The following is a 26,039-nucleotide window of genomic DNA, read 5'->3' on the forward strand; positions in this document are numbered from 1 at the left end:
GCGGGAGGATGGCCATGACTCGATATGATCTGCTGAAGGGTGTAACCGTCGTGGAGGTCGCGCAACTTGGCCCCAGCGCGCTGGGCGGACATCTGGCCGACATGGGCGCGCGCGTCATCAAGGTGGAACAGCCGCCCCTAGGCGATCCCATCCGCCATAACGGCGCCATGGCGATCGGCGATCCCGAGGGGGTCGGCTTCCTGCATCTGCGCTGGAACCGGGGCAAGGAAAGCATCGCCATCGATCTTCACGATCCGGACGGCGCCGCGCTGTTCCGGCAGATTGCAGCATCAGCGGATATCGTGATCGACGGCCAGCGCGCGGGCGCGCTCGACAGGCTGGGGCTTGGATTCGATGCCTTGCGCAGCGCCCGCGCCGATCTGGTCTTCTGTTCGCTGTCCGGCTTCGGCCTCAGCGGCCCTTATCATGCGCTGGGTTCCCATGCTCCGGCCTTCGACGCCTTTGGCGGGCTGGCGCGCATCGCCCCGGATGAAAGGCCCGGCGAAGGTCCGGTCCAGCCCGCCATCGGCATGTACGCCATGGGCCTCTATGCCGCGATGGGCGTGCTGGCGGCGCTGACGCGCGCGCGTGCCACCGGCGAAGGCGCCCTGATCGAAGTGGCGGCGGCGGACGCAGCGGCGAACTGGAGCGCGGATACGGTCGATGCCGCGCTCAACGCGGATCGTTGCATGCCCCGCGCCGGTTTCGCGGACAGCGAGGGACGCATGTTCCACTGGCCGCGCATGGCGCAATATGCCGCGCAAGATGGCAAGGTCATTTTTTTCCAGGCCTATAAGGACAAATTCTGGACCCGCTTTTGCGACGCCATCGACCGTCCCGACCTGCTCGCGATGAAAGCCGGACCGGATGGCCCGGCAGCTTATCATGAACGATTATGGTCGAGCTTGAAGGCGATCTTCCGCACGCGCGATCGCGCCGAATGGCTGGCCCTTTTCGCGGACGAAGCCATTCCGGGGCATCCGGCGAACCGGCCTGATGAGGTTGCGCAAGACCCGCACTTTCTGGCACGCGGTTGCTTCTATGACAGCCAATCACCCGCAATGGGGCCGCTGCGCCTTACCGGCACGGCGGTCAAGATATGGGGCCAGGCATTCGCACCGGACCCGGCCCCCGCCATGGGCCAGCATAGCGACGCCCTGATCGCCGAATTCGCGCCGGCGCTGATTCAACAGATGACCGACCTGCGCGCGCGCGGCGTTGTCGCATGACCGGTCCCTCTCCAGCACGCGGATCGCGCCGCCTTCCCTCCGCGCGGTTCGTCGTGACGATGCTGTTTCTTGTCAGCGTGCTCAACTATGTCGACCGGCAAGTGCCGTTCATCCTGCTTGAATCCATCAAAGCCGACCTCGGCCTGTCGGACAAGCAGATGGGCTTTCTCAACGGCTTCACCTTTTCTTTCATCTATTCCACGGTGGCCATCCCGATCGCGATACTGGCCGATCGCTGGTCGGCCAAATGGGTGCTCAGCGGTGGGATGATCCTGTGGTGCGGCCTGACGACCATCGCCGGTTTCGCCCAGAATTTCGGGCAACTGGTATCCAGCCGCATGGGCGTTGCAGTGGGTGAGGCCGCCAGCCTGCCCTCCAGCCACGCACTGATCTCCGCACTGGTGCCGCCCGAACGGCGCGGCACCGCCATCAGCATGGTGTCGCTCGGCGTGCCGGTGGGGGCCATGGTCGGGCTGGCGCTCGGCGGCTGGCTGAACGATGTCGCCAACTGGCGCATCGCGCTGATCCTCATCGGCTTGCCCGGCGTCCTGTTCGTCCTCCTCTTCGCCTGGGCCATTCCCGACCTTCGCGCGCCCCGGCAAGCGCCCGGAAAGGCCTACTTGCTGGCCGGGCTGAAGGCGCTGGCATCCAGCCGGACGATGCGGCACCTGATCGCCGGCCTCTCCATCCAGGCGATCGGCCAGATCGCGATCTTCACCTTTACCGCTGCCTTCATCATCCGATCACATGGGTTAACCGCCAGCGAAGTCGGCATCACCCTAGGGCTGACCAACGGGGTATCGGGCATTGCCGCTCTGCTGTTGTCCGGATGGGCGACCGACCGGGCGGCCCGGCGCGATCCGCAAGCGATGCTGCTGCTGCCTGCCTGCACATTCCTCGCCATGGCGCCTTTGCTGGTCGCGGCCTATCTGGCGCAGGATATAGCGATTGCCGTGCCGCTGCTTGCTTTGGTGAATTTCTGCGCCGTCTTCTACCTGCCGCCTGCCTTCGCCACGGCGCAACGACTTGCCCCACCCGAAGCGCGGGCGCAGGCTTCGGCTTTGCTGGTCGTCGGCGTCAGCATGGTCGGCGGCTCGATCGGTCCCTTCCTGGTCGGTGCGCTCAGTGACGCGCTGGAGCCAAATTATGGCGTCGAGGCGTTGCGCTATAGCTTGTGCTTCACCGCGCTTCCCACTTTGTGGGGCGCAGTCCATCTTTTCCTGGCAAGCCGGACGTTGAGCAGCGATTTGGTCGACCACCAATCTTGAGGATTTCCCTGCCATGACGAACAACAAACCAACCGTCGAAACCCGTCGATGGACCATGGCGGACGGTCGCGCCATCGTCGGCGATACAGGGGGAGATCCCGCCGCACCGACCGTCGTCCTAATGCATGGCGGGGGACAGACCCGGCATTCCTGGGCAGGTGCGGTCGATGCCCTGCTGCGACAGGGCTATCATGTGATCAATTATGATGCAGCAGGCCATGGCGACAGCGACTGGAGCGAGGTCTATACCCTCCATAGCCGATCCTCCGACCTGATGACGATCATCGAGCAGGCAAACGGCCCGGTGGCGCTGGTCGGCGCATCGCTGGGTGGGGCTACGGCGATGAGAGCCGTCGCGCATGGTTATCAGCCCGCCGCTCTGGCGCTGGTCGATATCGTGCCAAGGCCCGACCTGCGCGGCGTCAAGCGCATCCGCGATTTCATGCTGGCGAACAGCGATGGTTTCGCGTCCCTTGACGCGGTTGCCGATGCGATCGCCGCGTATAATCCGCATCGCCCCCGCCCGCGCGACAATGGCGGCCTGATGCGTAATGTTCGGTTGCGCGACAATGGCCGATATTACTGGCATTGGGACCCTCGCATTCTTGCGACCGACCTCGATGAAGAACTGAAGGAATTCGAGGATGTGGTGGCCGGACTGCAATCGGCACGGAATGTTCCCCTACTGTTGGTTCGCGGACTGGCCAGCGACGTCGTCGACGACCATGGTATAGCGGAATTGACGCACACCATGCCGCACATGGAAATATGGGATGTGGCAGGCGCCGGGCATATGGTCGCGGGCGACCGCAATGATGCGTTCAATCAGGGCGTTCTCGACTTTCTGTCCCGCACCATGCCTGCCTGATCCCGGCTTGACAGCAGAAGCTGTCGAGGTCAGCATGTTCGCATAAAATACGAATGGACGATAATCGCCCACTATCGGAGATGATTATGCAGCAGACGATATTGGCGGACCTCGACATTCACGCGCCCGACGCGCGCGAGGGCGCGGAAACGATATGGGCGCGAATGCGCGAGGCGGACGGGCTGGCCTTCATGCCGGGCTATGGCGGTTTTCATGCGGTCGCGCGCCATGACGACCTGATGACCGCGCTGCTTGACCCCCGCCTGTTCGCGTCGGGCGGCGGCATTACCGTTCCCGCCCCCGACGGCGTCCGCAGCCCCCATATCCCTGCCGAGATCGACCCGCCTTTTCATCGCAGCTATCGCGCCCTGCTGACACCGTATCTGACGCCCCAGAAAGTGCGCGAGCGTGAACCATCGGTCCGGCGGCTCGTCACCGGCCTGCTCGACGGCATCGGCGACGACCTGCGATTCGATTTCGTCGAGCGGGTCGCCCGCCCCCTGCCCGTCCTGGGTACGATCGACCTGCTGGGCCTGCCGGTGGAGGACGCCATGTTGCTCGACGGGCTGGTGGTCGAACTGCATGAGGAAGTGGCGACGGGCGTACGGACCGGCGCCGCGCAGAAGCTGACCGACTATGTCGAACATGTCATTACCCGCCGCCAGCCACAAGCGAGCGATGCCAGAGCCGACCTGCTTTCCTCGATCCTGTTGGGGACGGTCGATGGGCGCGCATTGACGCTGGACGAACAGGTTTCGATGATCCGGCTGTTCCTGATCGGCGGGTTCGACACCACCGCGATCGCCCTGGCGACGGCGATCTGGTGGCTCGCCGAACATCCCGCCGACATAGCGCGCCTTCGCGCCGACCCTGCCCTGATCGACAGCATGATCGAGGATGTCGTGCGCTTCGCGTCGCCCTCCACCTATTTGCGGCGCACGGTCACGGCGCCGGTCGAACTGGGTGGCACGCAATTACAGGCGGGGGACCAGTTGCTGCTGGCCTTTGGCGCCGCCAACCGCGATCCGGTCCGGTTCGACCGGCCCGATGATATCGTCCTTGATCGTTCCCCCAATCCCCATCTGGGTTTTGGCGCAGGACATCATCGCTGTGTCGGGTCCTTCTTCGCCAAGCTGGAAATGCGGGTGGCGGTGCAGGAAATACTGGCTCGCTACGCGCATTTTCGGCTCGATCCCGATCAACCCTGCCGGATGGGCTCCGGCCTCAATCAGGGCATCACCTTTCTGCCCATGGTTTTTGAGCGCCCTCGCTGAAACGACGATGCATATCCTTATGCACGGAATTCATTTATCATTTGATGCGACTTCCCGCCTCTGTTTCGCAAAGCCGATTGCAGGGCGTGAAACTTACCGCTATACGATCTTCGACCAAACGTTCTATATTCGACCATTCTGCTTGGCGTGAATGGTGCTGGCCGTTGGCGGGCCAAAGGGAGCTGAAATGGAGTATAAGTTCGAGCAAGTGAAGATCGTGGGCGGAATAGGCGCCGACGACGAATTTTGGCGCGGGCTGGAGCGCGGCGAATTCTGCCTTCCGACATGCGCTTCCTGTGGCACTTGGATGTGGCCGGCGCATTTCCGGTGTGGCGCCTGCGGCGCGTGGGAAATGCAGTGGAACGCGATCGAACCGCGCGGCACCATCTTCACCTGGACACGCAGCTGGTATGCGTTCGACCGGGTGTCCGAACGTACAGCGGACGTACCCTATGTATCGGCAGTGGTGGAAATTCCCCATGCCGGCGGCGCGCGGGTGATGGGCATATATGAAGGCACCGACGAAGCGCTGCGCATTGGCGTCGATGTCGTCGGCCACATCCTGCCCCCATCGGAAAAGACGAAGGGATACCCGTCTATCGTCTGGCGCCCAGCATCATCTGGCCCGGTCGCATGATGCCGTCGCCAAAGATTTCTGAAGGATATTTATGATGTCGAAGTTGCGCGGCGCAGCCGCCGTGGTCGGGATCGGCCAGACGCCCTATTATAAGCGCGGAGCCTCTCCCCATCCAGAGATCAAGCTGGCGTTGCAGGCCATTGTCGGTGCATGCGAGGATGCCGGGATCGACCCCACGGATGTCGACGGCTTCATTTCCTACGCTTCTGAACGCAACGACGCGCAGAAATTAATGTCCGCCCTGGGCACGAAGGAAGTTCGCTTCGCCTCGCTCGCCTGGATTCATGGCGGCGGCATTCCCGGTGCGCTCAGCATCGCGGCCATGGCCGTCGCCACCGGGCAGGCCAATGCGGTCGTGGTGTATCGGTCGATGGCCGAAAGCAGCACCCAGCGGCTGCGCGTCATGGTGGCGCAGGGCGACACGGCGGCGCAATATCTGGTGAACGGCCTGGAATCGCCGGCACAGATCCTGGCTCTGCGCAGCCAGCGCATGATCGAAAAGCATGGCGTTCCGCGCGATACGCTCAAGGCGATGGCCCGGGCGACCTATTATCATGCGCGCAACAATCCCCGCGCCTATGGCCGCAATACGGTGCTGGACGACGAAACCTACGACAATGCCCGACTGATCTCCGAGCCTTATAATCTGTTCGATTGCTCGCGTGAGAATGACGGCGCGTGCGCGGTGTTGGTGGTGTCCGCCGAGCGCGCACGAGACCTGCCCCGGAAGCCGGCCTATATCCTCTCCGCGCCGATGGGCACATTGAATGGTGGCGGCGCGCTGGAAGAGAATATCCGGCCCTACAGCTTTGCCGGACAAGTCGGCGTCGCGACCCGGATGTGGGCCGAATCCGGCTATGGCCCGAAAGACGTCGATGTCGCGCAAATCTATCAGAACATGACCGGCATGGGGGTCGGCTCGCTGATCGACCATGGATTCTGCACGACGGAGAATGCCGGTGAGTTCATCACCTTCGACAATCTGATCGTGCCGGGCGGGTCGCTGCCGGTGAACACGTCGGGCGGCGATTTGGCGGAAGGGTTTATTCACGGCATGGGACTGGTCGCCGAAGCCGTCCGGCAGATACGGGGCGATTCCGTCAATCAGGTTCCGGGCGCGAAATTGTCGCTGATGACGGGCGGCCCCGGCGATACGATGAGCAGCACTGGCCTGCTTGGTAGCGAAGAGACATTATGACCCATTCCACTTCCAGACATGAAAGCCGCTAAATGTCATTCACCGTTGCCAGCGCTCTCAAATGGTGGGCGCGTGATATCCCGGACACTATTGCCCTCAGCGTCGATGGCGATGCGGTCAGCTATGCACAAATCCATGACTGGTCCGCCCGTGTCGGTCATCATCTGCTGAAAAGCGGCGTGCGCCCCGGCGACCGGATCATGATCGTGTCGCTCAATTCGCTGCCCTATGCCCTCCTGATTCTGGCGATGGCGCGGATCGGCGCGATCGGCACGCCCTTGACCTTCCGCTCCAGCGCGGCGGAGATCGCCGAGGCGGTCGCGAATTTCGATCCGGCCTTCCTCTTCACCGACAATGATCGCGAAGCCGTCGCCATCGACGCGCTGGGCGATCACCGCACCGGCATATTGCGCAACCTGAGCGAGATCACCGCGTTGCGCGAGGGCGAGCGGCACGACCTGCCGCTGATGGCGGACGAAAATGCGCCGATGTTCGTCATCGCCACCAGCGGATCGACCGCCAAGTCCAAAGGCGTGGTCCAGACCCAGCGCGGGGTCATGACCTATGCCTGCGAATTTGCGGTGATGGAACCGCGCTGCGGCAAGGGCGCGCGCTTTCTCTCGCTCGGGCCGTTCAGTTCGCAGTCGGGCTATCTGTTGTTGCTGCAATTCCTGGCCACCGGCGTCAGCATCTATATGGAAACCAAGTTCGAACCGGAGCGCGCTCTGCGCCTGCTGGTTGAAAAGCAGATCACCATGTTTCTGGCCGTGCCGATCTTTTTCGAGCGGATGGCGGCCCTGCCCGCCTTTGCCGAAGCGGACCTTTCCCACCTTTATTTCGGCCAGATCGCTGGCGCGCGGGTGAAATTGTCGCTGCTCAAGGCATGGCGCGACAAAGGGGTTATCCTGCGGCAGGCCTATGGCTGCACCGAAGCGGGGGGCGGCTGGGCGGCGCGAGACGATACCGCCGTCATCACGCCCGAAAAATGTGGCCGTGGCGGCCTGTTCAACGAATTCGCCATCGCTGGCGAGGATGGCGAACTGGCGCCGCCCGGAACCGTCGGCGAGATCCTGTTCCGGGGCTCCTCGCTGATGGGCGGCTACTGGAACAATGCACAAGCGACCGCCGACGCGCTCAAGGACGGGTGGTTCCACACCGGCGACCTTGGGCATGTCGACGAATTCGGCAATGTGACCTTTGTCGACCGGCTGAAGGACATCATCATTTCAGGCGGCCTCAACATTTCGGCGGCCGAGATTGAAAAGGTGATTGCCGAAGTGGACGGCGTGGAGGAAGTCGCCGTCATCGCGGCGAATGATGACATGTTCGGCGAGACGCCCATGGCCGTTATCCATGGCGACAAGGCCAAGCTGTCGATTGCCGATATCATCGCCCACTGCGACAGTGCGCTCGCGAGCTACAAAGTGCCACGCTATGTGACGCTGGAAGATGAGCCGCTGCCTCGCCTCCCCTCCGGCAAGATATCGAAGCCCGCGATTCGCGCGCAATATCATGATGCAGCGGCACGACTAGAGCGCGTGCGCTAACCAGCAAAAAGGATAATATATGATAGTTTCGGGATGTTCCGCCGTCGTGACCGGCGGGGCCAGCGGCCTGGGCGAAGCGACGGCGCGCGCATTGGCGGCAGCAGGCGTCAAGGTCGCCCTGTTCGACCTTAACCGGGAGCGTGGCGAGGCGGTCGCGGCAGAGATTGGCGGCCTGATGTGCGAAGTCGACATCACCAGCGACCAGTCGGTCGCCGCAGGCTTTGCAAAGGCGCGCGCCGCCCATGGGCAGGAACGCATCCTCATCAATTGCGCGGGACGTGGCAATTCGTTCAAGACCGCATCGCGCAATCGGGAAACCGGCGCGATCGAAACCTTCCCGATGGACGGTTTCGAAAAGGTCATCCTGCTGAACATCGTCGGCACCTTCCGCTGCATCACGCAGGCGGCGGCGGGCATGATGACCCTTGATCCGCTGGAAGATGGCGAGCGCGGCGTCATCGTCAACACCGCTTCCGTCGCGGCGGAGGATGGCCAGATGGGCCAGGCCGCCTATGCCTCGTCCAAGGCGGCGATCGTCGGTCTGACCCTGCCGGTCGCGCGCGACCTGATGCGCGAGGGGATTCGTGTCAACGCGATCCTGCCGGGCATTTTCGATACCCCCTTGTTCGCCACCGCCAAGCCGCAGGTGAAGGAAGCGCTGGCCGCCAACGTTCCCTTTCCCAAGCGTCTGGGCAGCCCGGCGGAATATGCCAGCCTAGCGCTGGAAATGTGCCGCAACAGCTATTTCAATGGCGAGGATGTCCGCCTTGACGGAGCATTGCGCATGGGGCCGCGCTGATGGCCTATGACCATATTAGCGTCGAGCGGGACGGGCCGGTCACGATCCTCACGCTCAACCGGCCCCAAGCCCGCAATGCGCTGCATCCGCCAGCGCATTGGGAATGCCATGCGGCGCTCAATGCTTTCGAGGCGGACCCCGATCAATGGGTGGCGATCATCACCGGGGCCGGGGATCAGTCCTTCTGCGCTGGCAACGACCTTAAATTCCAGGCGAGCGGTGTCGTGCCGGTGCTGCCGCCAACGGGATTTGGCGGGCTGACCAGTCGTTTCACCATGGTCAAGCCGGTCATCGCGGCGGTGAACGGCTATGCGCTGGGCGGCGGGTTCGAAATCGCTCTGGCCTGCGATGTCTTGCTGGCTGCGGAAACAGCCACGTTCAGCCTGCCCGAAGCGCGGATCGGCATGGCGGCGCTGGCGGGCGGTTTGCACCGGCTGCCCCGGGCCATCGGCCCGCGCCGCGCCATGCAGATGATCATGACGTGCGAGCGGGTGTCCGCCCAACAGGGACTGGATCTGGGCTTCGTCAGCGAAGTTATCGGCGAGGAAGGCGTGCTTGCAGCAGCAAGGCGCTGGGCGGCGGAAATCTGCAAGGCAAGCCCGCTGGCTATCCAGGCCGCCAAGCAGGCGATGCAGCATGGACTGGATCGTCCGATCGCCGACGCCATGGTCGCGCAATGGGGATGCCAGGCGATGCGCGACCTGCGGACGTCGGAAGACTGGCTGGAAGGCCCCCGCGCCTTCGCAGAGAAGCGCGCGCCGGTGTGGAAGGGGCGTTAAGCCCCTCCCTTTTTTTTTTCAGAACAGGCCCTGATAGGCGCCGCCGTCATTGACGATATTCTGGCCGGTTACATAGCCCATCTGGGCGGCGGCGAGCATCGCGATCAGGTCGCCGACCTCCTGCGGGTCGGCGATCCGCGCCGCCGCGCAACGCTGTTTCACTTCATCCTCCACCACTTGATAGGCGACGCCGCGCGCTTCGGCGCGTCCCCGCAGGGCGGTCTGAAGCGCCTCGGTATTCACCAGGCCCGGAAGGACGCTGTTGATCGTGACATTATGCGGCGCGACGTCCCGCACCAGCGACGCGATCGCCCCGGCCAGCGCCAGCCGCGCGGCATGGGAATGGCCGACGCCCGCCTGCGGAAACTTGATGAAGTTGGCCGAGACATTGACGATCCGCCCGAACCGCCGGTCCATCATGCCGGGGACATAGCCATAGATCAGGTCCAGCGCCGAAAAGAAATGGGCATCGAACCATCGTTCCCACGCGGCCCGGTCGAGCGAACCAAAGGGTTCGAATGTTTGCGGCACCCCGGCATTGGCCACCAATATATCGCAAGACGGCACGGCAGCGAGCAGCCCGGCCCGGCCCTGCTGACTGGTGAGATCCGCCGCATGGAAATCGACGATCGCGCCCGTCTCCCGCGCCAGCACATGCGCCGCTTCCTCAAGCGTCTGCGCCGTGCGCGCGACCAGCGTCACACGGGCGCCCTCCTTGGCCAGCCGCCACGCCGCCGCCCGGCTGATACCGCGGCTTCCGCCGCACACGATCGCATGTTTCCCCGCTACGCCGATATCCATTGTATTTTCCTTTCTAATCAGGATGTCCGTCGCCACGGACGATCGACAACCGGCGCAGTTCCGCCGTCGCGATTACCCAACCAGACGGTGATGACACATAGCTTTCATGATAATGGCCCGCCCCGCGCAGGATCAGTTGCCCGTCACGATCGCGCAATTCATCGGACATCGCCCAGACGCCACGCGCATTGAAAATGTCGATCAGCGCGATCTCGGGCATATGGCACTGATGCAGTGTGTGGATATTTTCCACGACGCTGCGGATGCGCGCGACGATCGCCGCACGACCGTGGCTGATGCGCGGTTCCGGCAGGGGCGGCTTCCATTGCCCGGTCCATGGATCACGTACCGATCCGCCGAACCGGTGATGAAAAATCGCATCGGGCGCGAAGACGGAGGCCAGCCCCGCCCAATCCTTCGTGTCGACGCAGCGGCAATAGCGCGCCTTTAGCTGGCGAATATCCTCCAGCGCCATCAGCCGATCCAACGCACCGGTCATGCCCGGAACCTCAGGTCGAGCCGGCTGCGGGCGTGATACCGCATGGTAAAGGCCAGCATGGCGAAAACACAGGGCAGCACCACGGCCGTAATGATCGATAACGACACCGACATCGGGTGATCGACAAAGGTCAGGCTGTCACTGATGAAACCGGCCAGCACTGGTCCCAACCCCGTTCCGAACATGGCCGCCACCGCCGACATCACCGCCAGCGCCTGCGCGCGCAGATGAGGGGGCGTCACATATTGAAAGGGCAAGGAGGACAGGCTGGTGACCGAACTCAGCAGGAACAGCGCAACCCCCATCAGCGCCAGTTCGAGCTGGAAGGATGAACCGAGCAGCCCGAACGTCCCGATCGGCCACATCAGCGCCAGCATCAGCATCATATAGCGCAAGATCGCCCGCACCGGGTCAGCCCCCCCGCGCAGGCTGATGAGGACACCCGCAGAGATCGTGCCGCCCGCACCGGCGACCAGATAGATCGGACCGAACAACGTGCCCATGGTGGCTTCATCCACGCCCTTCGATCGCATGATCGCTGCGGGTAGCCATGTGACATAACTGCTGAGCACCGTCATCAACACGCCCATGGCCATGCAATAGACCCCGGCCACCCGCCATTCCTGCCGGAAGAACAGCATCAATTCACCAAAGCCCTTCCGCTGCGCGTGGCCGGACGGGCGTCTGTCATGGATCAGCAGTAACAGTAGCGCCGCGATCAGGCCGGGTGCACCGACGATCAGGAATACCCATTGCCAGTCATCCAGACCGGACAGGATCGGCAGGCTGGAACGATCCCATCGGCCAATGGCGGCATAGAGCGCCCCGCCACCTGCTAGGGCGAAACCGCCACCCAGAAAGGGTGCAAGCATGAACATCGAGGTCGCGGTGGCAAGCCGGCGGTTGTCGAACCGATCAGCGAGCGTCGAAAGGGCTGCTGGCGGCAGCCCGGATTCGCCGGCCGCGATGCCGATCCGCGCCGCCAGCATCTGCCAGAAATTACCGGCAAAGGCGCAGGCCATGGTCATCACGCTCCAGAAGGTGACGCAGGCACTGATCAGCCGCGAGCGCCGGGTCCGGTCGGCCAGCCAGGCGAGCGGCAACGATGCCGCGACATAGAAGAAGGAAAAGCTGATGCCCTGCATCAGTCCGAACTGCGTGTCGGAAATATCGAGTGCGCGCTTGATGGGTTCGATCAGCAGACTGATGATCTGCCGGTCGATATAGGAAAAGGTGTAACAAGTCGCCAAAAGCGCCGCGATAAGCCAGTTGCGCCAACCAGCGCCCGTCGTCGACGCCCCGGCCTCACCCACATGTTCGCTATCGCTCACAGACATCCTCTCCAACGATATCGCTGGACAGGATATCGATTATCATATTCGAACATTAGTTCGATAATTGACGAATATGCGAAGAGGGTCAACCGTTAAACGGCAGTGAAACCAAAGAGTCGGGGAAAGCCGTGGGGCAGCGTTCTCCGCTGCCCGTCCGTTTACGGCAGGATCGCGCCCAGTTGCGCCCGCGCATCCAGCAGGGCCGGCAGGATTTCCTCGCGCAGGCGATCAATCTCCGCCCTCACGGCATGAACGCCCACCGTTATCGCGGCGACGGTCTGGCCAGAGAAATTGGCAATCGGCACGGCGATGGAGCGCGATCCTATCTCCATTTCCTGGTCAATGATCGAATAGCCATTTTCGCGCACACGCTTCAGTTCGGCCATGATGTCCGACACCTTGGTCAGTGTGTGGTCGGTTATCGCGGGACGCTCGCTGTTCGTCAGGATCGCCTTTGCCTGATCGATCGGCAATGCTGCGAGCATGACGCGGCCAAGCGACGTGCAGAAGGCCGGCAACCGACTGCCCGCATGCAATCCGGGCCCCATGATGCGATGATGTGCCGCGCGCGCGATGTAAACGACCTCATGCGCGTCAAGCACGGCCGCCGAACAGGATTCGTGCAGCGTGTCGGAAAGTTGATCGAGGGTCGGCTGGATCAGCCTGGGTAGGGAAGCGGCCAGATAGGAATGCCCCAGCCGCAGGATGCGCGGCGTCAGTTCGAAATAACGGCCATCGGTCGTGGCATAGCGCGCTTCTACCAGCGTCAGCAGACACCGGCGCGCCGACGCCCGGTCAAGGCTGCTGAGGCGCGCCACCTCCGCGATCGTCAGCGTATTGCGCCCCTGACCAAAGGCTTCGATCACGGCCAGCCCTTTGGCAAAGCCGCCCATGCGATCGACATTTTGCAGATAACGACCTTCCGGCAGACTTGCTTCCTGCACGTCTGCCCCTGCCTTGGCGATCTTGGCTACCACTCGTCTTTCACTCCCTATACCAGTTTCACACTCAATGTGCGATTATTGACCAAATCTGTCACATGGATAGGCATGGCGTCAAGCCATAGGGGGATTGACAGCGGACCTGTGATATTAGAAAAGGTCGAATATAGAACATGTGGATCACATTCGCTCATATTTCTACTATTTATGGGTCTCGCATGTGTTCCCACGGGTAATTTTCTGAACCAAGGAGCATGATTTGGAAGAGGTCTGGATTATCGATGCCGTGCGTACTCCGCGGGGCATCGGCAAAGTCGGCGCCGGTGCACTGGCCGACATCCATCCGCAGCGCCTGCTCTCTACCCTGCTGATCGCGTTGCAGCAGCGCAACGACCTGAACACCGCCGATGTCGAGGACGTCATCGCCGGCGTCAATACGCAGCAGGGCAAGCAGGGCCTCAATCTTGCCCGGATGGCAACGCTCGACGCAGGCTATGACCAGCGGGTGCCCGGTTTCTCCCTTGATCGATTCTGCGGCTCGGGGCTGACCGCCCTCAACCTCGGCGCGATGGGCATCATGTCCGGGGTTCAGAATGTGGTCATCACCGGTGGCGTCGAATCCATGTCCCATGCTCGAACGCTATCGCGCGAATTCATGATGGATTCCGGCAATCTGGCGCTCCGCAAGCGCATCCCCCAACCCCATCAGGGCATTGCCGCGGACCTGATCGCCACGCTGGAAGGAATCGGCCGGGCCGAACTGGATGCCTTGGCGCTTCTCAGTCAGCAACGGGCGGATATGGCCATTCGCGAGGGGCGCTTTGCCAAAAGCCTGATCCCGGTGCTGAACGATGCCGGTGAAGTGGCGCTCGACAGGGAGCAATATCCGCGCCCGCAGACCACGGCGGAAGCGCTCGCCAAGCTGAAGCCAGCATTCCCTGACTTTTTTGATCGTGTTGTCGACGAGGAAGGCAACAGCTTTGGCTCGCTGCTGCGACTTGCCTATCCAGATGTCGACATCAACTATGTCCATACCGCCGCGACCAGCTCCGGCGTGGTGGATGGAGCAGGCGCGCTGCTGCTGACCTCTCCGGCCTATGCCAGGGCCCATGGCCTCAAACCCCGTGCGCGCATTCGCGCATTGACGACCGTTGGCGACGACCCGACGCTGATGCTCAACGGTCCTGTTCCAGCCACCCGCCAGGCGCTAGCACAGGCTGGCATGGAGATTGGCGACATCGATCTTTTCGAGGTGAACGAAGCCTTTGCCGTCGTTCCTCTCAAATTCATGCGTGACCTCAATGTCGATCAGGACAAGGTGAATGTGAATGGGGGGGCCATGGCGCTTGGCCATCCCATCGGCGCTACCGGTGCGATTCTCGCTGGCACGTTGCTGGATGAGATGGAACGACGGAATCTCTCAACCGGCCTTGCAACGATGTGCGCCGCAGGCGGTCTGGCGCCCGCGACCATTATCGAACGTATCTGACCCCAATAATCGGATAAGGAAGACGTGCCAGTGTCAGCTTCGCATAGAACGGCCATCGTCACGGGCGGGGGCAGCGGAATAGGAGCGGCAACCGCGATCCTGCTTGCACGGGAAAACTGGCGCGTCATGGTCGCCGATATTGATGAAGCGGGCGGCCAGCGCATTGTCGATGCCATCCGGGGTGCAGGCGGCATTGCCGATTTCATGGCGACCAATGTCATGCACGAAGACAGCGTGGCTGCGCTGGTCGAAGCGACGCTGTCCAAATTTGGTTACCTCGATGCGGCGGTCAACAGCGCCGGTGTCGGGCAGAGAGGCCAATCCATCTGGGAACTGGATGCAGAGGCATGGGATCGCTGTCAAGCGATCAACCTGAGGGGAATATTCCTTTGCATCAAGCACCAGTCCGCCGCCATGATCCGCCAAGGCAGCGGCGCCATTGTCGCGATATCCTCTGCTGCAGCCACCAAAGGCTTGATCAACAGCGCCGATTATTGCGCGGCGAAGGCGGGCGTGACTGGTCTTGTGCGTGGCGCAGCGGTAGATTGCGCGCCCCATGGCGTACGCATAAACGCGCTGCTGCCTGGCGCAACCCGCACGCCTCTCGCCGAACGATCCAGCACTTCAACCCCAGGCCTGGCAGGCACTTTGCGCATTCCGTTGGAGCGCATGGCCGAACCGGAAGAGATTGCAGCAACAGCAGCCTGGCTTGTTTCGGATGCGGCCTCTTATGTCACAGGCGCCAGCATCGCCGCCGACGGCGCCATGAGTATTGCATAAAATGAAGGGAATATAGCGGGATGAACGATAGGTCGCCGATGAATGCCGGAACGGAACGACTGACCGGACGGATCGTCATCGTGACCGGGGCAGCTTCCCGTTCCGGCATTGGCTTCGCCACTGCACGCCGCATCGGCGCCGAGCGGGCCATCGTCATCCTGACGGACCTCAACGGCTTGGACGTCGAGGCTCGCGCCGCCGAACTCCGCTCGATGGGCATAGCGGCAGAGGGCATCGCACAGGATGTCACTGACGAGCAGGGATGGAGCGACCTGATCGCTGACGTGGTCGACCGGCACGGCCGGCTGGACGGTCTGGTCAACAATGCCGGCATCGTCATCCTTGCACCTGTAGGCGAGCTTTCGCTCGATGACTGGAACAAACAGGTCGACGTCAACATGACCAGCGTATTCCTGGGCTGCCGCGCGGCCATGGGACATATGCGGCGGATCGGCAATGGCGGCGCCATCGTCAATGTCTCGTCAGTCGCTGGGCTGGTGGGCATGCGCCGGACGGCGGCCTATTCGGCCAGCAAGGGCGGGGTCCGTCTGATGAGCAAATCGCTGGCGCTGGAGGGCGCTCCCGATGCAATTCGCGTCAATTCGGTCCATCCCGGCGTCATCGAGACGGATATTCAGAACGGCGCGCGCAGCGGCAGCCCCTCCGATTCAGCAGCGATCGCGGCGGCCATTCCCCTTGGACATACCGGGCGCCCCGACTATCTGGCCGATGCCATTGCATTTCTACTGTCCAGTGATGCTGCCTATATCACTGGAACAGAATTAATCGTCGACGGAGGGCTGACGGCGCAATAGCCGATTATCCCTTCGCCGTTCAGTAAGTGGCCTGCTGCCGGTTGGGTGGACACCAAGATACGGTGTTTATCAGACTGGAGGACATGAATGGAGCGTTGCACAGCAGGAGCCTAATGGGCGCCCCCATTTTCAAGCGCCGCCCATGATATGCGAGCTGGCTCAGGCGGTCAGTGCCACGATCTTCAGTTTCGCTCGGGGCCTTCGGGCAGGCTTCCCCACTTCCGTCACCGTCGCCGTCTGGGCCGGATTGGCTTTGGGCCAATACTGCGCGCCACGTCGGATCGATATTATGGGTCGAGCATCCGTTACGCACTTACATCTCAACATCTCTGAAAATGCAGCAGATCCTGCATTAAAAGCGGAATATGGAACCGCCTTATGAGCGAAAAATAATACGGCTATTTTGAACCAATCTTTCGCCTTGATTGCGCAATCTGTAAAAACTCAATTACAATCCACATTCGCAATACAGCGGTCAACAAAACCGCTGCCGTAGCCTCGTATGAATCTGCGATAACGATCGCAATAAACTGAAATTCATAGTTTTTGCCGACGAATTTTTAGATTCGTGCTTTTTGGAATTAGCGCACGGGCACAAAAACGGCATAAAAGGGCGCAATCGAGCTTTTAGAAGCTCAGGATCAGCATTTTTATCTCGAATCCACGCGATTTGACGCCAATCGTATAAATTTTACCGTTTTATATCAAACACTTGGCTGGGGCGGCAGGATTCGAACCTGCGCATGGCGGCATCAAAAGCCGCTGCCTTACCGCTTGGCGACGCCCCAGTAGTACAACGCGGTAAGCGCATATAACGTCTGTTGCGGGAAAGGAAACCCCGACAACGCACTTGTCCGCCGCAATGACGCTATAGCCAGAAGCGCCGCGCCACGGCATGGTGCATTCCGCTCTCCGTTCGGATACTCAACCGCGACACGCACCCTATGACCACATCCAGTTCCCCTACAGTCCATTCCCATGTCACCCCCGCCTCCCCGCTATTTTTGCGTGAGGATGAGGTTCGGCGCGGCATCGAAATGCTGTATTTTGGTTATAGCGCGCTCATGCAATCCATCGAGCAGTTGCTGGAAGCGCAGGGGCTGGGCCGCGCCCATCATCGCGCGCTCTACTTCATTTCGCGCAAGCCCGACCTGACCATAGGCGAATTGCTGCGCCTGCTATCGATCACCAAACAGTCGCTGGGACGCGTCCTTAACGACCTTATCGAACAGGGCTATATCGAAACGCAGCCGGGCGTGCGTGACCGACGACAGAAGATGCTGCGCCTGAGCAGTACGGGCAAGACACTGGAGGCCGAACTGTTCCGCGCCCTGCGTGAAAAGATGGCAACCGCATATGGTCAGGCAGGCCAGGGGTCGGTCACGGGTTTCTGGCGGGTACTCGAAGGGCTGATCGCGAACGGCGACCGGCAGATGGTGCTGGGGTTGCAGGCGCGCTAAGATCGGTTAGCGGACTGGCTCGATCGTCTCGCTATGTTCGATCAGGTCGATGACGTCGTCGATCAGCGCGCGCATCGCCTCGCGCGCCTTGTCCGGATTGCCCGCTGCGATCGCATCGCGCACGGCGCCATGGTCGCGCACGCTGGCGGTTCGCCCCTTGATCCGATTCGTAACACGGATCGATGTCCGCAATGCCGTGTCCACAACATCGCGCAATTGCCAGTAAAAGGGATTTTTCGAGGCCCGCAGAATCGCGACGTGAAAGGCAATGTCGGCCTCCAGCGGTTCATCCTCACCGCGTTCTGCCGCCTCCATCCGCTCAAGCCCCGCCGATATGCGACGCAGATCATCCGCATCCCCCAACCGCGCGGCAAAAGCCGCAGCCTCCGGCTCGATCGCGATCCGCAGTTGATTGAAATCACGCAGCAACTCGATCGAAAATGTGCGCTCCAGCATCCAGCGCAGCACGTCCGCATCGAACAGGTTCCAGGAGGAAGATGGCTGGACAATCGTGCCCTGCCGCGGGCGAGCGCTCAGCAACCCTTTCGCCGTCAGCATTTTCACCGCTTCGCGCGTTACCGACCGACTGACGCCATAATCCTTCGTCAGGTCCGCCTCCGTAGGGAAAGGCCGTGTGGCATAATAGCCAGTCACGATCGCCACACCCAGGCTTTCCAGCATACCATAGGTCAGGTTGCGACCACGCTGACCGCGCCCTTTCACTGATCCCCGCGCAGAAATTATCGTCGTCATATCACCTTCCTGAAACGGATGGACGAGAACGTCTCGCTCCGCCGAGATGCAATATAAATCATATTATCGTATTTTTTAATATGAAAAATCTTCATCAGATCGTCAGTGACGTCCCGCCCTTCCTAACGCAACTTTTGCGACGGTCGATGATTGTTACGAGCATATTTCGATTCCAACGGAGGAGTGCCCATGAAAAAGATCCTGCTGGCCAGCCTGGCTATCGTCGCAACCACCGGTCTCGCCGCCTGCTCTGAAAAGGCGCAGGACAGTATCGAAAATGCGGGTTCTGCCGTCGGCAACGATGTGTCGCGCAGCGTGGATACGGCCGGCGACAAGATCGACCGGGGCCTGGATGAAACGGGTCAGGCGATCGAAAATAGCAGCGCGCGTGCGGGCGCGGCTGCGGATCGCGCGGCTGCCGATGCCAAGCGCGAAGCGGCTGAGGCAAAGAAAAATATCGGCGGGGCATTGGAAGGTGCCGGGCGCGACCTCAAAAATGATTGAATGACGGACGGCGGGGTAGCGCATGCTGCTCCGCCGTCAGAAGACCACGTTCCGTACAAACCGCACAACAGCTGCGCCCGCATTCACGAAACTATAGGGGCGATCGCTGCTGAAGATCAGAAAATCGCCGCGCTCCACTCTATGGGTGCCCTCCGCCGCTTCCACGGTCAGATAACCCTCAACGACATAGAGCATCTCGCTCCAATTGGCCGCATCCGCCTCTGCCGGATAGCGTTCGCCGGGCGCGAGCGACCATGTCCATAGTTCCACCTCGCGATGAGCCGCGGCGGTCCCCAGCAGCGTGGCGCGACTCTGCGCATGCTTTCCTTGCCAGGCCAGGCTTTCGATCCGGCGGTTGTCGGGCGCGTCGGGCGAGCGCACAATCTCTGAAAAACTCGCTCCCAGAGCGCTGGCCAGCCGGTCCAGTGTAGACAGGCTGACATTGGCCTCGCCACTCTCGATCCCGACGATCATCCGACGACTGATGCCTGACAGGTCTGCGAGCGCATTCTGGCTCAGGCTCGCCGCTGCGCGCAGGCGTCGCGTGTTGCCGGCGACATGGGCCAATACATCAGGCCTTCGCCCGTCGGCGTCATCCTCTTGACTGTGCAGTATAGTGCTCATAGGAGGTGTGCATTATGTTGCACAATGCCGAACAAGACAAGCCCGCATCCTCTCGCCTGATGATCGGAAAGCCCGAACTGGCGCTGATTGGTGTGACGGTGCTGTGGGGCGGCACATTCCTGATCGTGCACCATGCGATGCGGGAGTCGGGGCCGCTGTTCTTTGTCGGGCTGCGCTTCGCCACGGCGGCGCTGGCGACGCTGTGCCTCGCCTTCGGCGTCATGCGCGGGCTGACAGCACGGGAACTGATCGCGGGCGCATCGATCGGCCTTGGTATCTTCATCGGCTATACGCTCCAGAGCTGGGGGCTACAGACGATCCCCAGCAGCACCTCGGCCTTCATCACGGCGGCCTATGTCCCACTCGTCCCGATACTCCAATGGCTGATTCTGAGGCGCCGCCCCCGCCTTGCAAGCTGGATTGGCGTCGCGCTGGCCTTCGCGGGCCTGATCCTGATCGCGGCCCCGCGCGCAGGGCTGACGCTTGGCCGTGGCGAGATGCTGACGGTCATCAGCACGCTTGCCATCGCGGTGGAGATTATCCTCATCAGCTTGTGGGCGGGCAAGGTGAACGTCCTGCGCGTCACCGTCGTGCAACTTGCCGTCACTGCCCTCCTCGCCTTCGGCCTGATGGGCCCCGCCGGTGAGACAATGCCCGCCCTGTCGCCCTTCATCCTGATTGCTGCCACGGGCCTTGGCCTGATGACGGCGCTCATTCAACTGGTGATGAACTGGGCGCAACGCACCGTGTCACCAACCCGCGCAACACTCATCTATGCAGGTGAACCGCTCTGGGCCGGGATCATCGGTCGGATGGCGGGAGAACGTCTGCCGGGCACTGCGCTGATCGGCGCGGCCTTCATCATTGCCGCCGTCATCGTCAGTGAAATCCGCTTCGGCAGGCGCAAGCCGGAAAAGGCCGCGGCTGCCTAGCCCCGCGCCATCGCCTCACCCCGGTCGCGCGCGGCGGTCAGCGTGTCGATCAACAGCCGCACCAACCCATCGTCGGCATCCAGAACATTCATGCCCTCACGGGTCATTCCGCCGGGGCTGGCGACACGATCAGCGAGGATAGCCGGGCTATCGGTCGCCGCAGCCGCCATCGCCGCCGCACCTTCGACCGTCGCCAGCGCCATCCGCGCCGACTGGTACGCAGGTAGCCCCACGGCCTCGCCTGCCCGCGCCAGCGCATCGACAAAGCGAAACAAGAAGGCCGGACCACAGCCCGACAGCGCGGTCACGCTGTTGAATTGTGCCTCCTCACCCATCCATTCGACCAAACCCAATGGCCCAAGCAATCCATCGGCCATCGCCCGCCCATCGGCGGACGTCCGGTCATCGCTGAACAGGGCGGTCACACCCTTGCCGATGCCGACGGGCAGGTTAGGCATGGCGCGGATCACATCGTTCGACGCCGGGAAATAACCACGCAGTTGCGCCAGCATTGTGCCCGCAAGGATCGAGACAATCGCGACGTCGGCGCGGCATAGCGGCGCAAGACCGGCTGCCACATCCGCGATCTGATAGGGTTTCATGCCCAGCAGGATCACCGTCCCTTGCGGAAGCGTGTCGGGGTAAGCCGTGACCACCGCCACGCCGGGCGCCACAGGCTTCCCGCTCGGTCGCAGCACGGTCACGCGCGCGGAATCAAGCCCGCAGTCCAGCCAGCGGGCCAGCATTTGCCCCGCCATATTGCCGCAACCGACAAGGAAAAGATGCGGGGGGAAAAGATGCGCGGGAAAGCGCGGCGCCGATGGACCATCCGTCATAGTCTTACGCCCCCCTCAGGCTTCGCCGCGGGTTTCGATCAGACTCGCGGAAATCGCTTCGGACGGGCTTTTGCCGCCCCACAGCACGAATTGGAACACCGGATAAAAGCGCTCGCATTCGTCGATCGCTGTCTCGACCAATATCTGCGCCTGATCCAGCGTCAGCGTGCCCCCCGGTCCCAGCAGCGCGCCATGGCGGAACAGGATGATCCCGCTCGACGACCATAGTTCGAAATGGCCAAGCCACAATTGCTCGTTGATCAGGCCCAGCGTCTCGTAGATCGTAGCGCGCTTTTCGTCAGTGACGCGGATGTCCGGCAGCGCCAGCAATTGCAGCACCTGATCCTCGTCACGCCAGATCGCGCGCAGTTCATATTCCGCCCAACTGCCCTGCGTGGTGGCGACGATCTCGTCCTCACCGGCATGTTCGAAGGTCCAGCCATGCGCCTCGAAATAGGCGGCGAGCATGTCGATCGGCGCTGCTTCCTGGCCGGATTGTTCGAATTCGTCGCTGTCCATCATCGCCTAAATGTGCCGTAATCCCTGATTCCTGACCGGATAGCACCCCATTGGCCGAAAGGACAGGATGGAAACGGCGCCGGGCAAGCGCCCCACAGGGAAATAACGGGCCGTTCAACCAGCCGCGTCGGGTTTCGCCTTGGGCTTGCGGACGCTCTTGGTCACGACCGGAGCTTCCCGGCCTTCCAGCGCGTCTACGCGGGCCTTGAGCAGTTCCACCTCTTCCCGTGCGGCGGCGGCGAGTGCCTTGACCGCATCAAACTCCTCGCGCGACACGAAATCCATGCCGCCCATGAACTGGCGCGCCTTCTCCCGCGCGTTGGTCTCAAACTCGCGACCCATGCCCGCCATGGTGCCAGCAGCGCCGTTCACCAGCTTGGCCAGGTCGTCGAAGAAGCGGTTTTCACTCTGCATGATCGTGACTTTCCTGTGATACTTTAAGCCTGCAAGTGCCTTATCGGCACACTACACTATATCTGGGTACGCAATGCAGGCGCTACAAGGGTTTGCGCGCCCGGATTGAGGCGGCCGATCTCATAGTTGAGGAAAGAGGCAAAGGCCAGCCAGGCGACATAGGGCAACAGCATCATACCCGCCGCCTTTCGGATGCGCCAGAATAGCGCCGCCGTGACGGTCACAACCACCAGCAGCAGCAGGATCAACGCGAGCGCATCCCCCACCTGATGCGCGCGGAAGAACAGTGGTGACCAGAGGAGGTTGAGTATGAGCTGTCCCAGGAACAGGGCAATGGCGAGGCCCCGCATACGCGCCCCACGCGCATGCAGGATCATGGCAAAGGCCAGCGCCATCACGATGTACAAGATCGTCCAGACGAAGCCGAACACCCAGCCCGGCGGCATCAGCGCCGGCTTGTCCAGTGCCGCGAACCAGCGATTGGCATAGCCGCTATTGGCTATCTTGCTCGACAAAAAGCCAAGCACAACGACCATTGGCACCGTGAACAGCGCCCAGCGCAGATAAGCGAGCCGCAACTGGCCCCGGGACGCGATTTCGTTCATCGGCAATGCTGCTCCAGCTTCACGTCATTCAGCGGCGTCGGGCGACTCCTTGAGTGCCGAATCCAGCTTTCGGCCCACGGTTTGCGGAGAAACGGTGCGTCCTGCAACCCGTGAATAGAAGATCGGGATCAGGAATAATGTAATCAACGTCGCCAGCGACACGCCAAAGACAACGACAACACCGATGCTCTGGCGCGAAGCCGCCCCGGCCCCGCCCCGGATAACCAGCGGCACAGCACCGATAACCGTCGCGATGGAGGTCATCAGAATTGGCCGCAGACGCCTTGTCGCCGCCTGCCGGATCGCTTCGGCGATCTCCAGCCCCTCGTCGCGCAACTGGTTGGCGAATTCGACGATCAGGATGCCGTTCTTGGCCGCCAGCCCCACCAGCATGACAATGCCGATCTGGCTGTAAAGATTGACCGACCCGCCCGTCAGCGCGAGGCCCAGCACCCCGCCCGCTACCGCCAGCGGCACGGTGGCGATGATGACGCCGGGATGAATGAAGCTTTCGAACTGAGCGGCGAGCAGCAGGAAGACGATGATGATGGTCAGACCAAAGACCAGCCAGATCGACCCACCCGTCTCCCGCAATGACTGGCTTTCACCACGATAGCCGATCGCCAGGACTTCAGGCGCCTGCTGCGCCTGCGCTTCAAGGAAGGCCAACCCTTCACCCAGGGAATAGCCCGGTGCGAGCGCTGCGGTCAGCGTGATGGCACGCAACTTGTTGTAGCGGTTGAGCTGACGCGGTCCGGCCACCTCTTTTATGGTGACAAGCGCAGAGAGCGGCACCAGCACGCCGGTCCGGCTGCGCACCTGAATCCGTTCCAGGTCCGCATTGGTCCGGCGGCCTTCATCCTCCGCCTGCACCAGCACGCGATATTCCTCACCGCGATCGACATAGGTGGTGACGCGCCGCGAACCGAGCAGGCTTTGAAGCGCCTGGCTGACGTCATTGACCGACACGCCCAGGTCGCCAGCGCGCTGCTGGTTCACCTCGATCCGCATCTGCGGCTTGGTTTCCTTGTAATCGCTGTCCAGGTTGATGAGGCCGGGGTTCGTCGCCGCCGCCGCCATGATGCGGTCGCGCGCAGCGACCAACCCTTCATAGGTGGACCCGGCAATCACCATATTGACGGGCAGGCCACGTCCACGGCCCAGGCCCGATCGCGGCGCGGCATTGCCGCGTATGCCGGGCTGCTGCGCGATCGTCTTGTTGATCGTATCGGCGACCTGCGCGGTGGTGATGGTGCGATCCTCCCATGGCCGCAGGAAGGCGATGACGTTGCCGCTGTTGAAATCGTCGCTCGTGCCAAAGCCGCCAGGCGTGCGGATGATGAGGTTCTGGACCGTGCCATCTTCGCGCAGCGGCGACAGATCTTTTTCGATCTTCTGCATATAGGAGAGCATCTTGTCGAAACCGACACCCTCCGCCGCGCTGATCTGGCTGTCCACAACGCCGGTGTCCTCCGCCGGGGCAAGTTCGCTGGGGATAACCATGAACAGGCCCCCTGCCACCGCCAGAAAAGCAGCGACGACCAGCAACGGGATCAACGGCTTGCGGATCGCCCGGTCGAGCCAGCGGGAATAGCTGCCCTCCAGCCGCTGGAACTGCCTGTCGATCCAGTGCGCGAACCGTCCACGCGCGCTGTTCTTGAGCAGTTTGGAACACATCATCGGCGCCAGGGTGAGCGAGATGAAGCCTGAGAAGGCGATCGCCGCCACCATCGTGATGGCCAGTTCCCGAAACAGCAGGCCCGTCTGCCCGGCCAGGAACATGACCGGCACGAACACCGCGCACACGACCAGCGTGGTGGAAATGATCGCGAAGCCGACCTGCCGCGTACCCAGAAAAGCCGCGACCAATGGATCTTCGCCTTGTTCGATCCGGTGATAGACATTTTCCAGCACCACGATCGCATCGTCCACGACCAGACCGATCGCCAGCACGAACGCCAACAGGGTCAACAGGTTGATCGACAGACCCATCAACCACATGCTGGCGCAGGTCGCGAGCAGGCAGATGGGCACCGTGACGGCCGGAATTATGGTCGCCCGCACCGAGCCCAGAAACAGGAAAATAACGATGATGACCAGGACCGCCGCCTCAATCAGCGTGTCATAGACATTGTCGATCGCACGGCTGATAAACAGACTTTCATCCGATCCGATCGCGACCCGCATCCCTTCGGGCAGATCGAGCGTCTTCAACATCGCCTTGGCCTTGTCCGCGACATCCAGCGTGTTCGCGCCCGACTGGCGGACGATGCCAAGGCCGATCGCGGTGCCGCTGTTGGACCGGAAGGAACTGTAGGGATTTTCCGCCCCTTCCTCGATCCGGGCGACATCGCCCAGCTTCACCTGATAGCCGTCATTCCCACGGCCAACGACCAGATTGACGAATTCGGCGGGAGTCGCAAAGGGCCGCTCGACGCGCAGCGTCTGGTTCTGGTCCTTCGATTCGAAACGACCGGCCGGTAGTTCGACATTCTGGGTCCGCAGCGCCGCTTCGACATCCGCAGGAGTCAGGGCAAAGGCCGCCAGTTTTTCGGCATTCAGCCAGATTCGCGTCGACGGTCGCGCCTCCCCGCCGATATTGACCCGCGCCACGCCATCGATCGCGGAAAAACGGTCCGCGATATTACGGTCGATATAGTCGGAAATCTGGATCTGCGTCCAACCGGGACGGGAAAAGGCCAGGAACAGGATCGGGCGGGAATCAGCGTCCACCTTGCGGATTTCGGGTGCCAGCGCATCTTCGGGCAAATCCTCGACCGCCGAGCCGACACGGTCGCGCACATCATTCGCGGCTGAATCAATGTCGCGCGACGGATCAAATTCAATGCTGATGTTCGACGTGCCGTCCTGCGAACTGGACGTGATCGTCTGGATGCCCTGCACACCCGCAATCGCATCCTCCAGAAGCTGGGTGATGCGCGTTTCGACAACCGAGGCAGCCGCCCCGGTATAGGTCGTCTCGACCGATACGACCGGGGGATCGGTGTCGGGATATTCGCGCACCGACAGGCTGATGAACCCGACAACGCCGACGATGCAGAGCAGGATGGCGATGACCGCGGCGAAGACCGGGCGGCGGACAGAGACGTCGGAAAGCTGCATGGACCCGCGCC

26 protein-coding genes and 1 tRNA gene are annotated in these 26,039 nt (G+C 62.1%); 15 read left to right on the forward strand and 12 right to left on the reverse strand.

Features of this window, described 5'->3' with window-relative positions; translation table 11 throughout:
* Positions 1-14: 14 nt before the first annotated feature.
* The 9 genes from WFR25_RS00440 to WFR25_RS00480 all read left to right on the forward strand — a co-directional run bounded on the left by WFR25_RS00440 (position 15) and on the right by WFR25_RS00480 (position 9,599).
* On the forward strand, positions 15-1,229 hold the full coding sequence (locus tag WFR25_RS00440) for a CaiB/BaiF CoA transferase family protein (RefSeq protein ID WP_336967488.1): 1,215 nt from the start codon (positions 15-17) through the stop codon (positions 1,227-1,229).
* Positions 1,226-2,497 (forward strand): spinster family MFS transporter, encoded by a 1,272-nt coding sequence (locus WFR25_RS00445; RefSeq protein ID WP_336967489.1) that lies wholly within the window; start codon positions 1,226-1,228, stop codon positions 2,495-2,497. Before WFR25_RS00440 ends, WFR25_RS00445 begins: the two co-directional genes overlap by 4 nt.
* 13 nt (positions 2,498-2,510) lie before the next feature.
* Positions 2,511-3,365, forward strand: a complete 855-nt coding sequence (locus tag WFR25_RS00450) for an alpha/beta fold hydrolase (protein WP_336967491.1) — start codon at positions 2,511-2,513, stop codon at positions 3,363-3,365.
* An 86-nt stretch (positions 3,366-3,451) separates the two neighbouring features.
* Entirely contained in the window at positions 3,452-4,639 is a 1,188-nt protein-coding gene (locus tag WFR25_RS00455) for a cytochrome P450 (protein ID WP_336967493.1), read from the forward strand.
* Positions 4,640-4,826: 187 nt separating this feature from the next.
* Positions 4,827-5,276, forward strand: a complete 450-nt coding sequence (locus WFR25_RS00460; protein ID WP_336967494.1) for a Zn-ribbon domain-containing OB-fold protein — start codon at positions 4,827-4,829, stop codon at positions 5,274-5,276.
* A 31-nt stretch (positions 5,277-5,307) separates the two neighbouring features.
* A complete protein-coding gene (locus WFR25_RS00465) occupies positions 5,308-6,474 on the forward strand; it encodes a thiolase C-terminal domain-containing protein (RefSeq protein ID WP_336967497.1) in 1,167 nt (388 codons plus the stop codon).
* A gap of 32 nt (positions 6,475-6,506) precedes the next feature.
* Positions 6,507-8,021, forward strand: a complete 1,515-nt coding sequence (locus WFR25_RS00470) for a class I adenylate-forming enzyme family protein (protein ID WP_336967499.1) — start codon at positions 6,507-6,509, stop codon at positions 8,019-8,021.
* A gap of 19 nt (positions 8,022-8,040) precedes the next feature.
* Positions 8,041-8,820: an SDR family NAD(P)-dependent oxidoreductase gene (locus WFR25_RS00475; protein ID WP_336967500.1), complete on the forward strand. Its 780-nt coding sequence runs from the start codon at positions 8,041-8,043 to the stop codon at positions 8,818-8,820.
* Positions 8,820-9,599, forward strand: coding sequence for an enoyl-CoA hydratase-related protein (locus WFR25_RS00480; protein ID WP_336967502.1), 780 nt, complete (start codon positions 8,820-8,822; stop codon positions 9,597-9,599). Before WFR25_RS00475 ends, WFR25_RS00480 begins: the two co-directional genes overlap by 1 nt.
* Positions 9,600-9,617: 18 nt before the next feature.
* Here the strand turns inward: WFR25_RS00480 and WFR25_RS00485 are convergent, their stop codons facing one another.
* From WFR25_RS00485 to WFR25_RS00500, 4 genes are all read right to left on the reverse strand, one after another.
* Positions 9,618-10,400: an SDR family NAD(P)-dependent oxidoreductase gene (locus WFR25_RS00485; RefSeq protein WP_336967504.1), complete on the reverse strand. Its 783-nt coding sequence runs from the start codon at positions 10,398-10,400 to the stop codon at positions 9,618-9,620.
* 13 nt (positions 10,401-10,413) lie between these two features.
* Positions 10,414-10,899, reverse strand: coding sequence for a nuclear transport factor 2 family protein (locus WFR25_RS00490; protein ID WP_336967506.1), 486 nt, complete (start codon positions 10,897-10,899; stop codon positions 10,414-10,416).
* Positions 10,896-12,230, reverse strand: a complete 1,335-nt coding sequence (locus tag WFR25_RS00495; protein ID WP_336967508.1) for an MFS transporter — start codon at positions 12,228-12,230, stop codon at positions 10,896-10,898. The genes WFR25_RS00490 and WFR25_RS00495 overlap by 4 nt, the downstream gene beginning before the upstream one ends.
* A 161-nt stretch (positions 12,231-12,391) precedes the next feature.
* On the reverse strand, positions 12,392-13,210 hold the full coding sequence (locus WFR25_RS00500) for an IclR family transcriptional regulator domain-containing protein (RefSeq protein WP_336967509.1): 819 nt from the start codon (positions 13,208-13,210) through the stop codon (positions 12,392-12,394).
* A 223-nt stretch (positions 13,211-13,433) separates the two neighbouring features.
* Here WFR25_RS00500 and WFR25_RS00505 point away from each other — a divergent pair, with 223 nt between their 5' ends.
* From WFR25_RS00505 to WFR25_RS00515, 3 genes are read left to right on the forward strand one after another with little or no spacing between them, the layout of a single operon-like run.
* Complete coding sequence (locus tag WFR25_RS00505; RefSeq protein ID WP_336967511.1) at positions 13,434-14,663, forward strand: acetyl-CoA C-acetyltransferase; 1,230 nt, start codon at positions 13,434-13,436, stop codon at positions 14,661-14,663.
* Positions 14,664-14,693: 30 nt separating this feature from the next.
* Positions 14,694-15,443, forward strand: coding sequence for an SDR family NAD(P)-dependent oxidoreductase (locus WFR25_RS00510; RefSeq protein ID WP_336967513.1), 750 nt, complete (start codon positions 14,694-14,696; stop codon positions 15,441-15,443).
* Positions 15,444-15,463: 20 nt separating this feature from the next.
* Positions 15,464-16,258, forward strand: a complete 795-nt coding sequence (locus tag WFR25_RS00515) for an SDR family NAD(P)-dependent oxidoreductase (RefSeq protein WP_336967514.1) — start codon at positions 15,464-15,466, stop codon at positions 16,256-16,258.
* A 713-nt stretch (positions 16,259-16,971) separates the two neighbouring features.
* Here WFR25_RS00515 and WFR25_RS00520 read toward each other — a convergent pair.
* A tRNA-Gln gene (locus tag WFR25_RS00520) sits at positions 16,972-17,046 on the reverse strand.
* Between the two features lie 156 nt (positions 17,047-17,202).
* On the opposite strand from WFR25_RS00520, the gene WFR25_RS00525 reads away from it, so the two are divergent.
* A complete protein-coding gene (locus tag WFR25_RS00525; RefSeq protein WP_336967515.1) occupies positions 17,203-17,718 on the forward strand; it encodes a MarR family winged helix-turn-helix transcriptional regulator in 516 nt (171 codons plus the stop codon).
* Positions 17,719-17,724: 6 nt separating this feature from the next.
* Here WFR25_RS00525 and WFR25_RS00530 read toward each other — a convergent pair whose 3' ends face one another.
* Positions 17,725-18,471 carry a FadR/GntR family transcriptional regulator gene (locus WFR25_RS00530; protein WP_336967518.1) on the reverse strand — a complete coding sequence of 249 codons (747 nt, stop codon included), beginning with the start codon at positions 18,469-18,471 and terminating at the stop codon, positions 17,725-17,727.
* 189 nt (positions 18,472-18,660) lie between these two features.
* Between WFR25_RS00530 and WFR25_RS00535 the strand changes: the two genes are divergently transcribed.
* Positions 18,661-18,975 carry a hypothetical protein gene (locus WFR25_RS00535; RefSeq protein ID WP_336967521.1) on the forward strand — a complete coding sequence of 105 codons (315 nt, stop codon included), beginning with the start codon at positions 18,661-18,663 and terminating at the stop codon, positions 18,973-18,975.
* Between the two features lie 36 nt (positions 18,976-19,011).
* On the opposite strand, the gene WFR25_RS00540 is transcribed toward WFR25_RS00535, so the two are convergent.
* A complete protein-coding gene (locus tag WFR25_RS00540) occupies positions 19,012-19,599 on the reverse strand; it encodes a helix-turn-helix domain-containing protein (RefSeq protein ID WP_336967523.1) in 588 nt (195 codons plus the stop codon).
* Positions 19,600-19,613: 14 nt separating this feature from the next.
* Between WFR25_RS00540 and WFR25_RS00545 the strand changes: the two genes are divergently transcribed.
* Positions 19,614-20,531, forward strand: a complete 918-nt coding sequence (locus WFR25_RS00545; protein ID WP_336967524.1) for a DMT family transporter — start codon at positions 19,614-19,616, stop codon at positions 20,529-20,531.
* Here WFR25_RS00545 and WFR25_RS00550 read toward each other — a convergent pair.
* The 5 genes from WFR25_RS00550 to WFR25_RS00570 all read right to left on the reverse strand — a co-directional run bounded on the left by WFR25_RS00550 (position 20,528) and on the right by WFR25_RS00570 (position 26,028).
* Complete coding sequence (locus tag WFR25_RS00550) at positions 20,528-21,367, reverse strand: pyrroline-5-carboxylate reductase family protein (RefSeq protein WP_336967526.1); 840 nt, start codon at positions 21,365-21,367, stop codon at positions 20,528-20,530. The genes WFR25_RS00545 and WFR25_RS00550 overlap by 4 nt on opposite strands.
* Before the next feature lie 15 nt (positions 21,368-21,382).
* Entirely contained in the window at positions 21,383-21,889 is a 507-nt protein-coding gene (locus tag WFR25_RS00555; protein ID WP_336967527.1) for a type III secretion system chaperone family protein, read from the reverse strand.
* 111 nt (positions 21,890-22,000) lie between these two features.
* On the reverse strand, positions 22,001-22,300 hold the full coding sequence (locus WFR25_RS00560) for an accessory factor UbiK family protein (RefSeq protein ID WP_336967529.1): 300 nt from the start codon (positions 22,298-22,300) through the stop codon (positions 22,001-22,003).
* Between the two features lie 56 nt (positions 22,301-22,356).
* Positions 22,357-22,905, reverse strand: a complete 549-nt coding sequence (locus tag WFR25_RS00565) for a TspO/MBR family protein (protein ID WP_336967532.1) — start codon at positions 22,903-22,905, stop codon at positions 22,357-22,359.
* A gap of 24 nt (positions 22,906-22,929) precedes the next feature.
* The gene (locus tag WFR25_RS00570) at positions 22,930-26,028 is read right to left on the reverse strand and encodes an efflux RND transporter permease subunit (RefSeq protein WP_336967533.1); all 3,099 of its coding nucleotides are present in this window, start codon (positions 26,026-26,028) and stop codon (positions 22,930-22,932) included.
* Positions 26,029-26,039: the final 11 nt, after the last annotated feature.

The sequence above is a fragment of the Sphingobium aromaticiconvertens genome (assembly GCF_037154075.1).
Taxonomy (GTDB): Bacteria; Pseudomonadota; Alphaproteobacteria; order Sphingomonadales; family Sphingomonadaceae; genus Sphingobium; species Sphingobium aromaticiconvertens.

Coding starts and splice junctions, on each gene's coding strand:
- WFR25_RS00440 (WP_336967488.1), top strand. CDS start 15: ATGACTCGATATGATCTGCTGAAGGGTGTAACCGTCGTGGAGGTCGCG.
- WFR25_RS00445 (WP_336967489.1), top strand. CDS start 1,226: ATGACCGGTCCCTCTCCAGCACGCGGATCGCGCCGCCTTCCCTCCGCG.
- WFR25_RS00450 (WP_336967491.1), top strand. CDS start 2,511: ATGACGAACAACAAACCAACCGTCGAAACCCGTCGATGGACCATGGCG.
- WFR25_RS00455 (WP_336967493.1), top strand. CDS start 3,452: ATGCAGCAGACGATATTGGCGGACCTCGACATTCACGCGCCCGACGCG.
- WFR25_RS00460 (WP_336967494.1), top strand. CDS start 4,827: ATGGAGTATAAGTTCGAGCAAGTGAAGATCGTGGGCGGAATAGGCGCC.
- WFR25_RS00465 (WP_336967497.1), top strand. CDS start 5,308: ATGATGTCGAAGTTGCGCGGCGCAGCCGCCGTGGTCGGGATCGGCCAG.
- WFR25_RS00470 (WP_336967499.1), top strand. CDS start 6,507: ATGTCATTCACCGTTGCCAGCGCTCTCAAATGGTGGGCGCGTGATATC.
- WFR25_RS00475 (WP_336967500.1), top strand. CDS start 8,041: ATGATAGTTTCGGGATGTTCCGCCGTCGTGACCGGCGGGGCCAGCGGC.
- WFR25_RS00480 (WP_336967502.1), top strand. CDS start 8,820: ATGGCCTATGACCATATTAGCGTCGAGCGGGACGGGCCGGTCACGATC.
- WFR25_RS00485 (WP_336967504.1), bottom strand. CDS start 10,400: ATGGATATCGGCGTAGCGGGGAAACATGCGATCGTGTGCGGCGGAAGC.
- WFR25_RS00490 (WP_336967506.1), bottom strand. CDS start 10,899: ATGACCGGTGCGTTGGATCGGCTGATGGCGCTGGAGGATATTCGCCAG.
- WFR25_RS00515 (WP_336967514.1), top strand. CDS start 15,464: ATGAACGATAGGTCGCCGATGAATGCCGGAACGGAACGACTGACCGGA.
- WFR25_RS00525 (WP_336967515.1), top strand. CDS start 17,203: ATGACCACATCCAGTTCCCCTACAGTCCATTCCCATGTCACCCCCGCC.
- WFR25_RS00530 (WP_336967518.1), bottom strand. CDS start 18,471: ATGACGACGATAATTTCTGCGCGGGGATCAGTGAAAGGGCGCGGTCAG.
- WFR25_RS00535 (WP_336967521.1), top strand. CDS start 18,661: ATGAAAAAGATCCTGCTGGCCAGCCTGGCTATCGTCGCAACCACCGGT.
- WFR25_RS00540 (WP_336967523.1), bottom strand. CDS start 19,599: ATGAGCACTATACTGCACAGTCAAGAGGATGACGCCGACGGGCGAAGG.
- WFR25_RS00545 (WP_336967524.1), top strand. CDS start 19,614: ATGTTGCACAATGCCGAACAAGACAAGCCCGCATCCTCTCGCCTGATG.
- WFR25_RS00550 (WP_336967526.1), bottom strand. CDS start 21,367: ATGACGGATGGTCCATCGGCGCCGCGCTTTCCCGCGCATCTTTTCCCC.
- WFR25_RS00555 (WP_336967527.1), bottom strand. CDS start 21,889: ATGATGGACAGCGACGAATTCGAACAATCCGGCCAGGAAGCAGCGCCG.
- WFR25_RS00560 (WP_336967529.1), bottom strand. CDS start 22,300: ATGCAGAGTGAAAACCGCTTCTTCGACGACCTGGCCAAGCTGGTGAAC.
- WFR25_RS00565 (WP_336967532.1), bottom strand. CDS start 22,905: ATGAACGAAATCGCGTCCCGGGGCCAGTTGCGGCTCGCTTATCTGCGC.
- WFR25_RS00570 (WP_336967533.1), bottom strand. CDS start 26,028: ATGCAGCTTTCCGACGTCTCTGTCCGCCGCCCGGTCTTCGCCGCGGTC.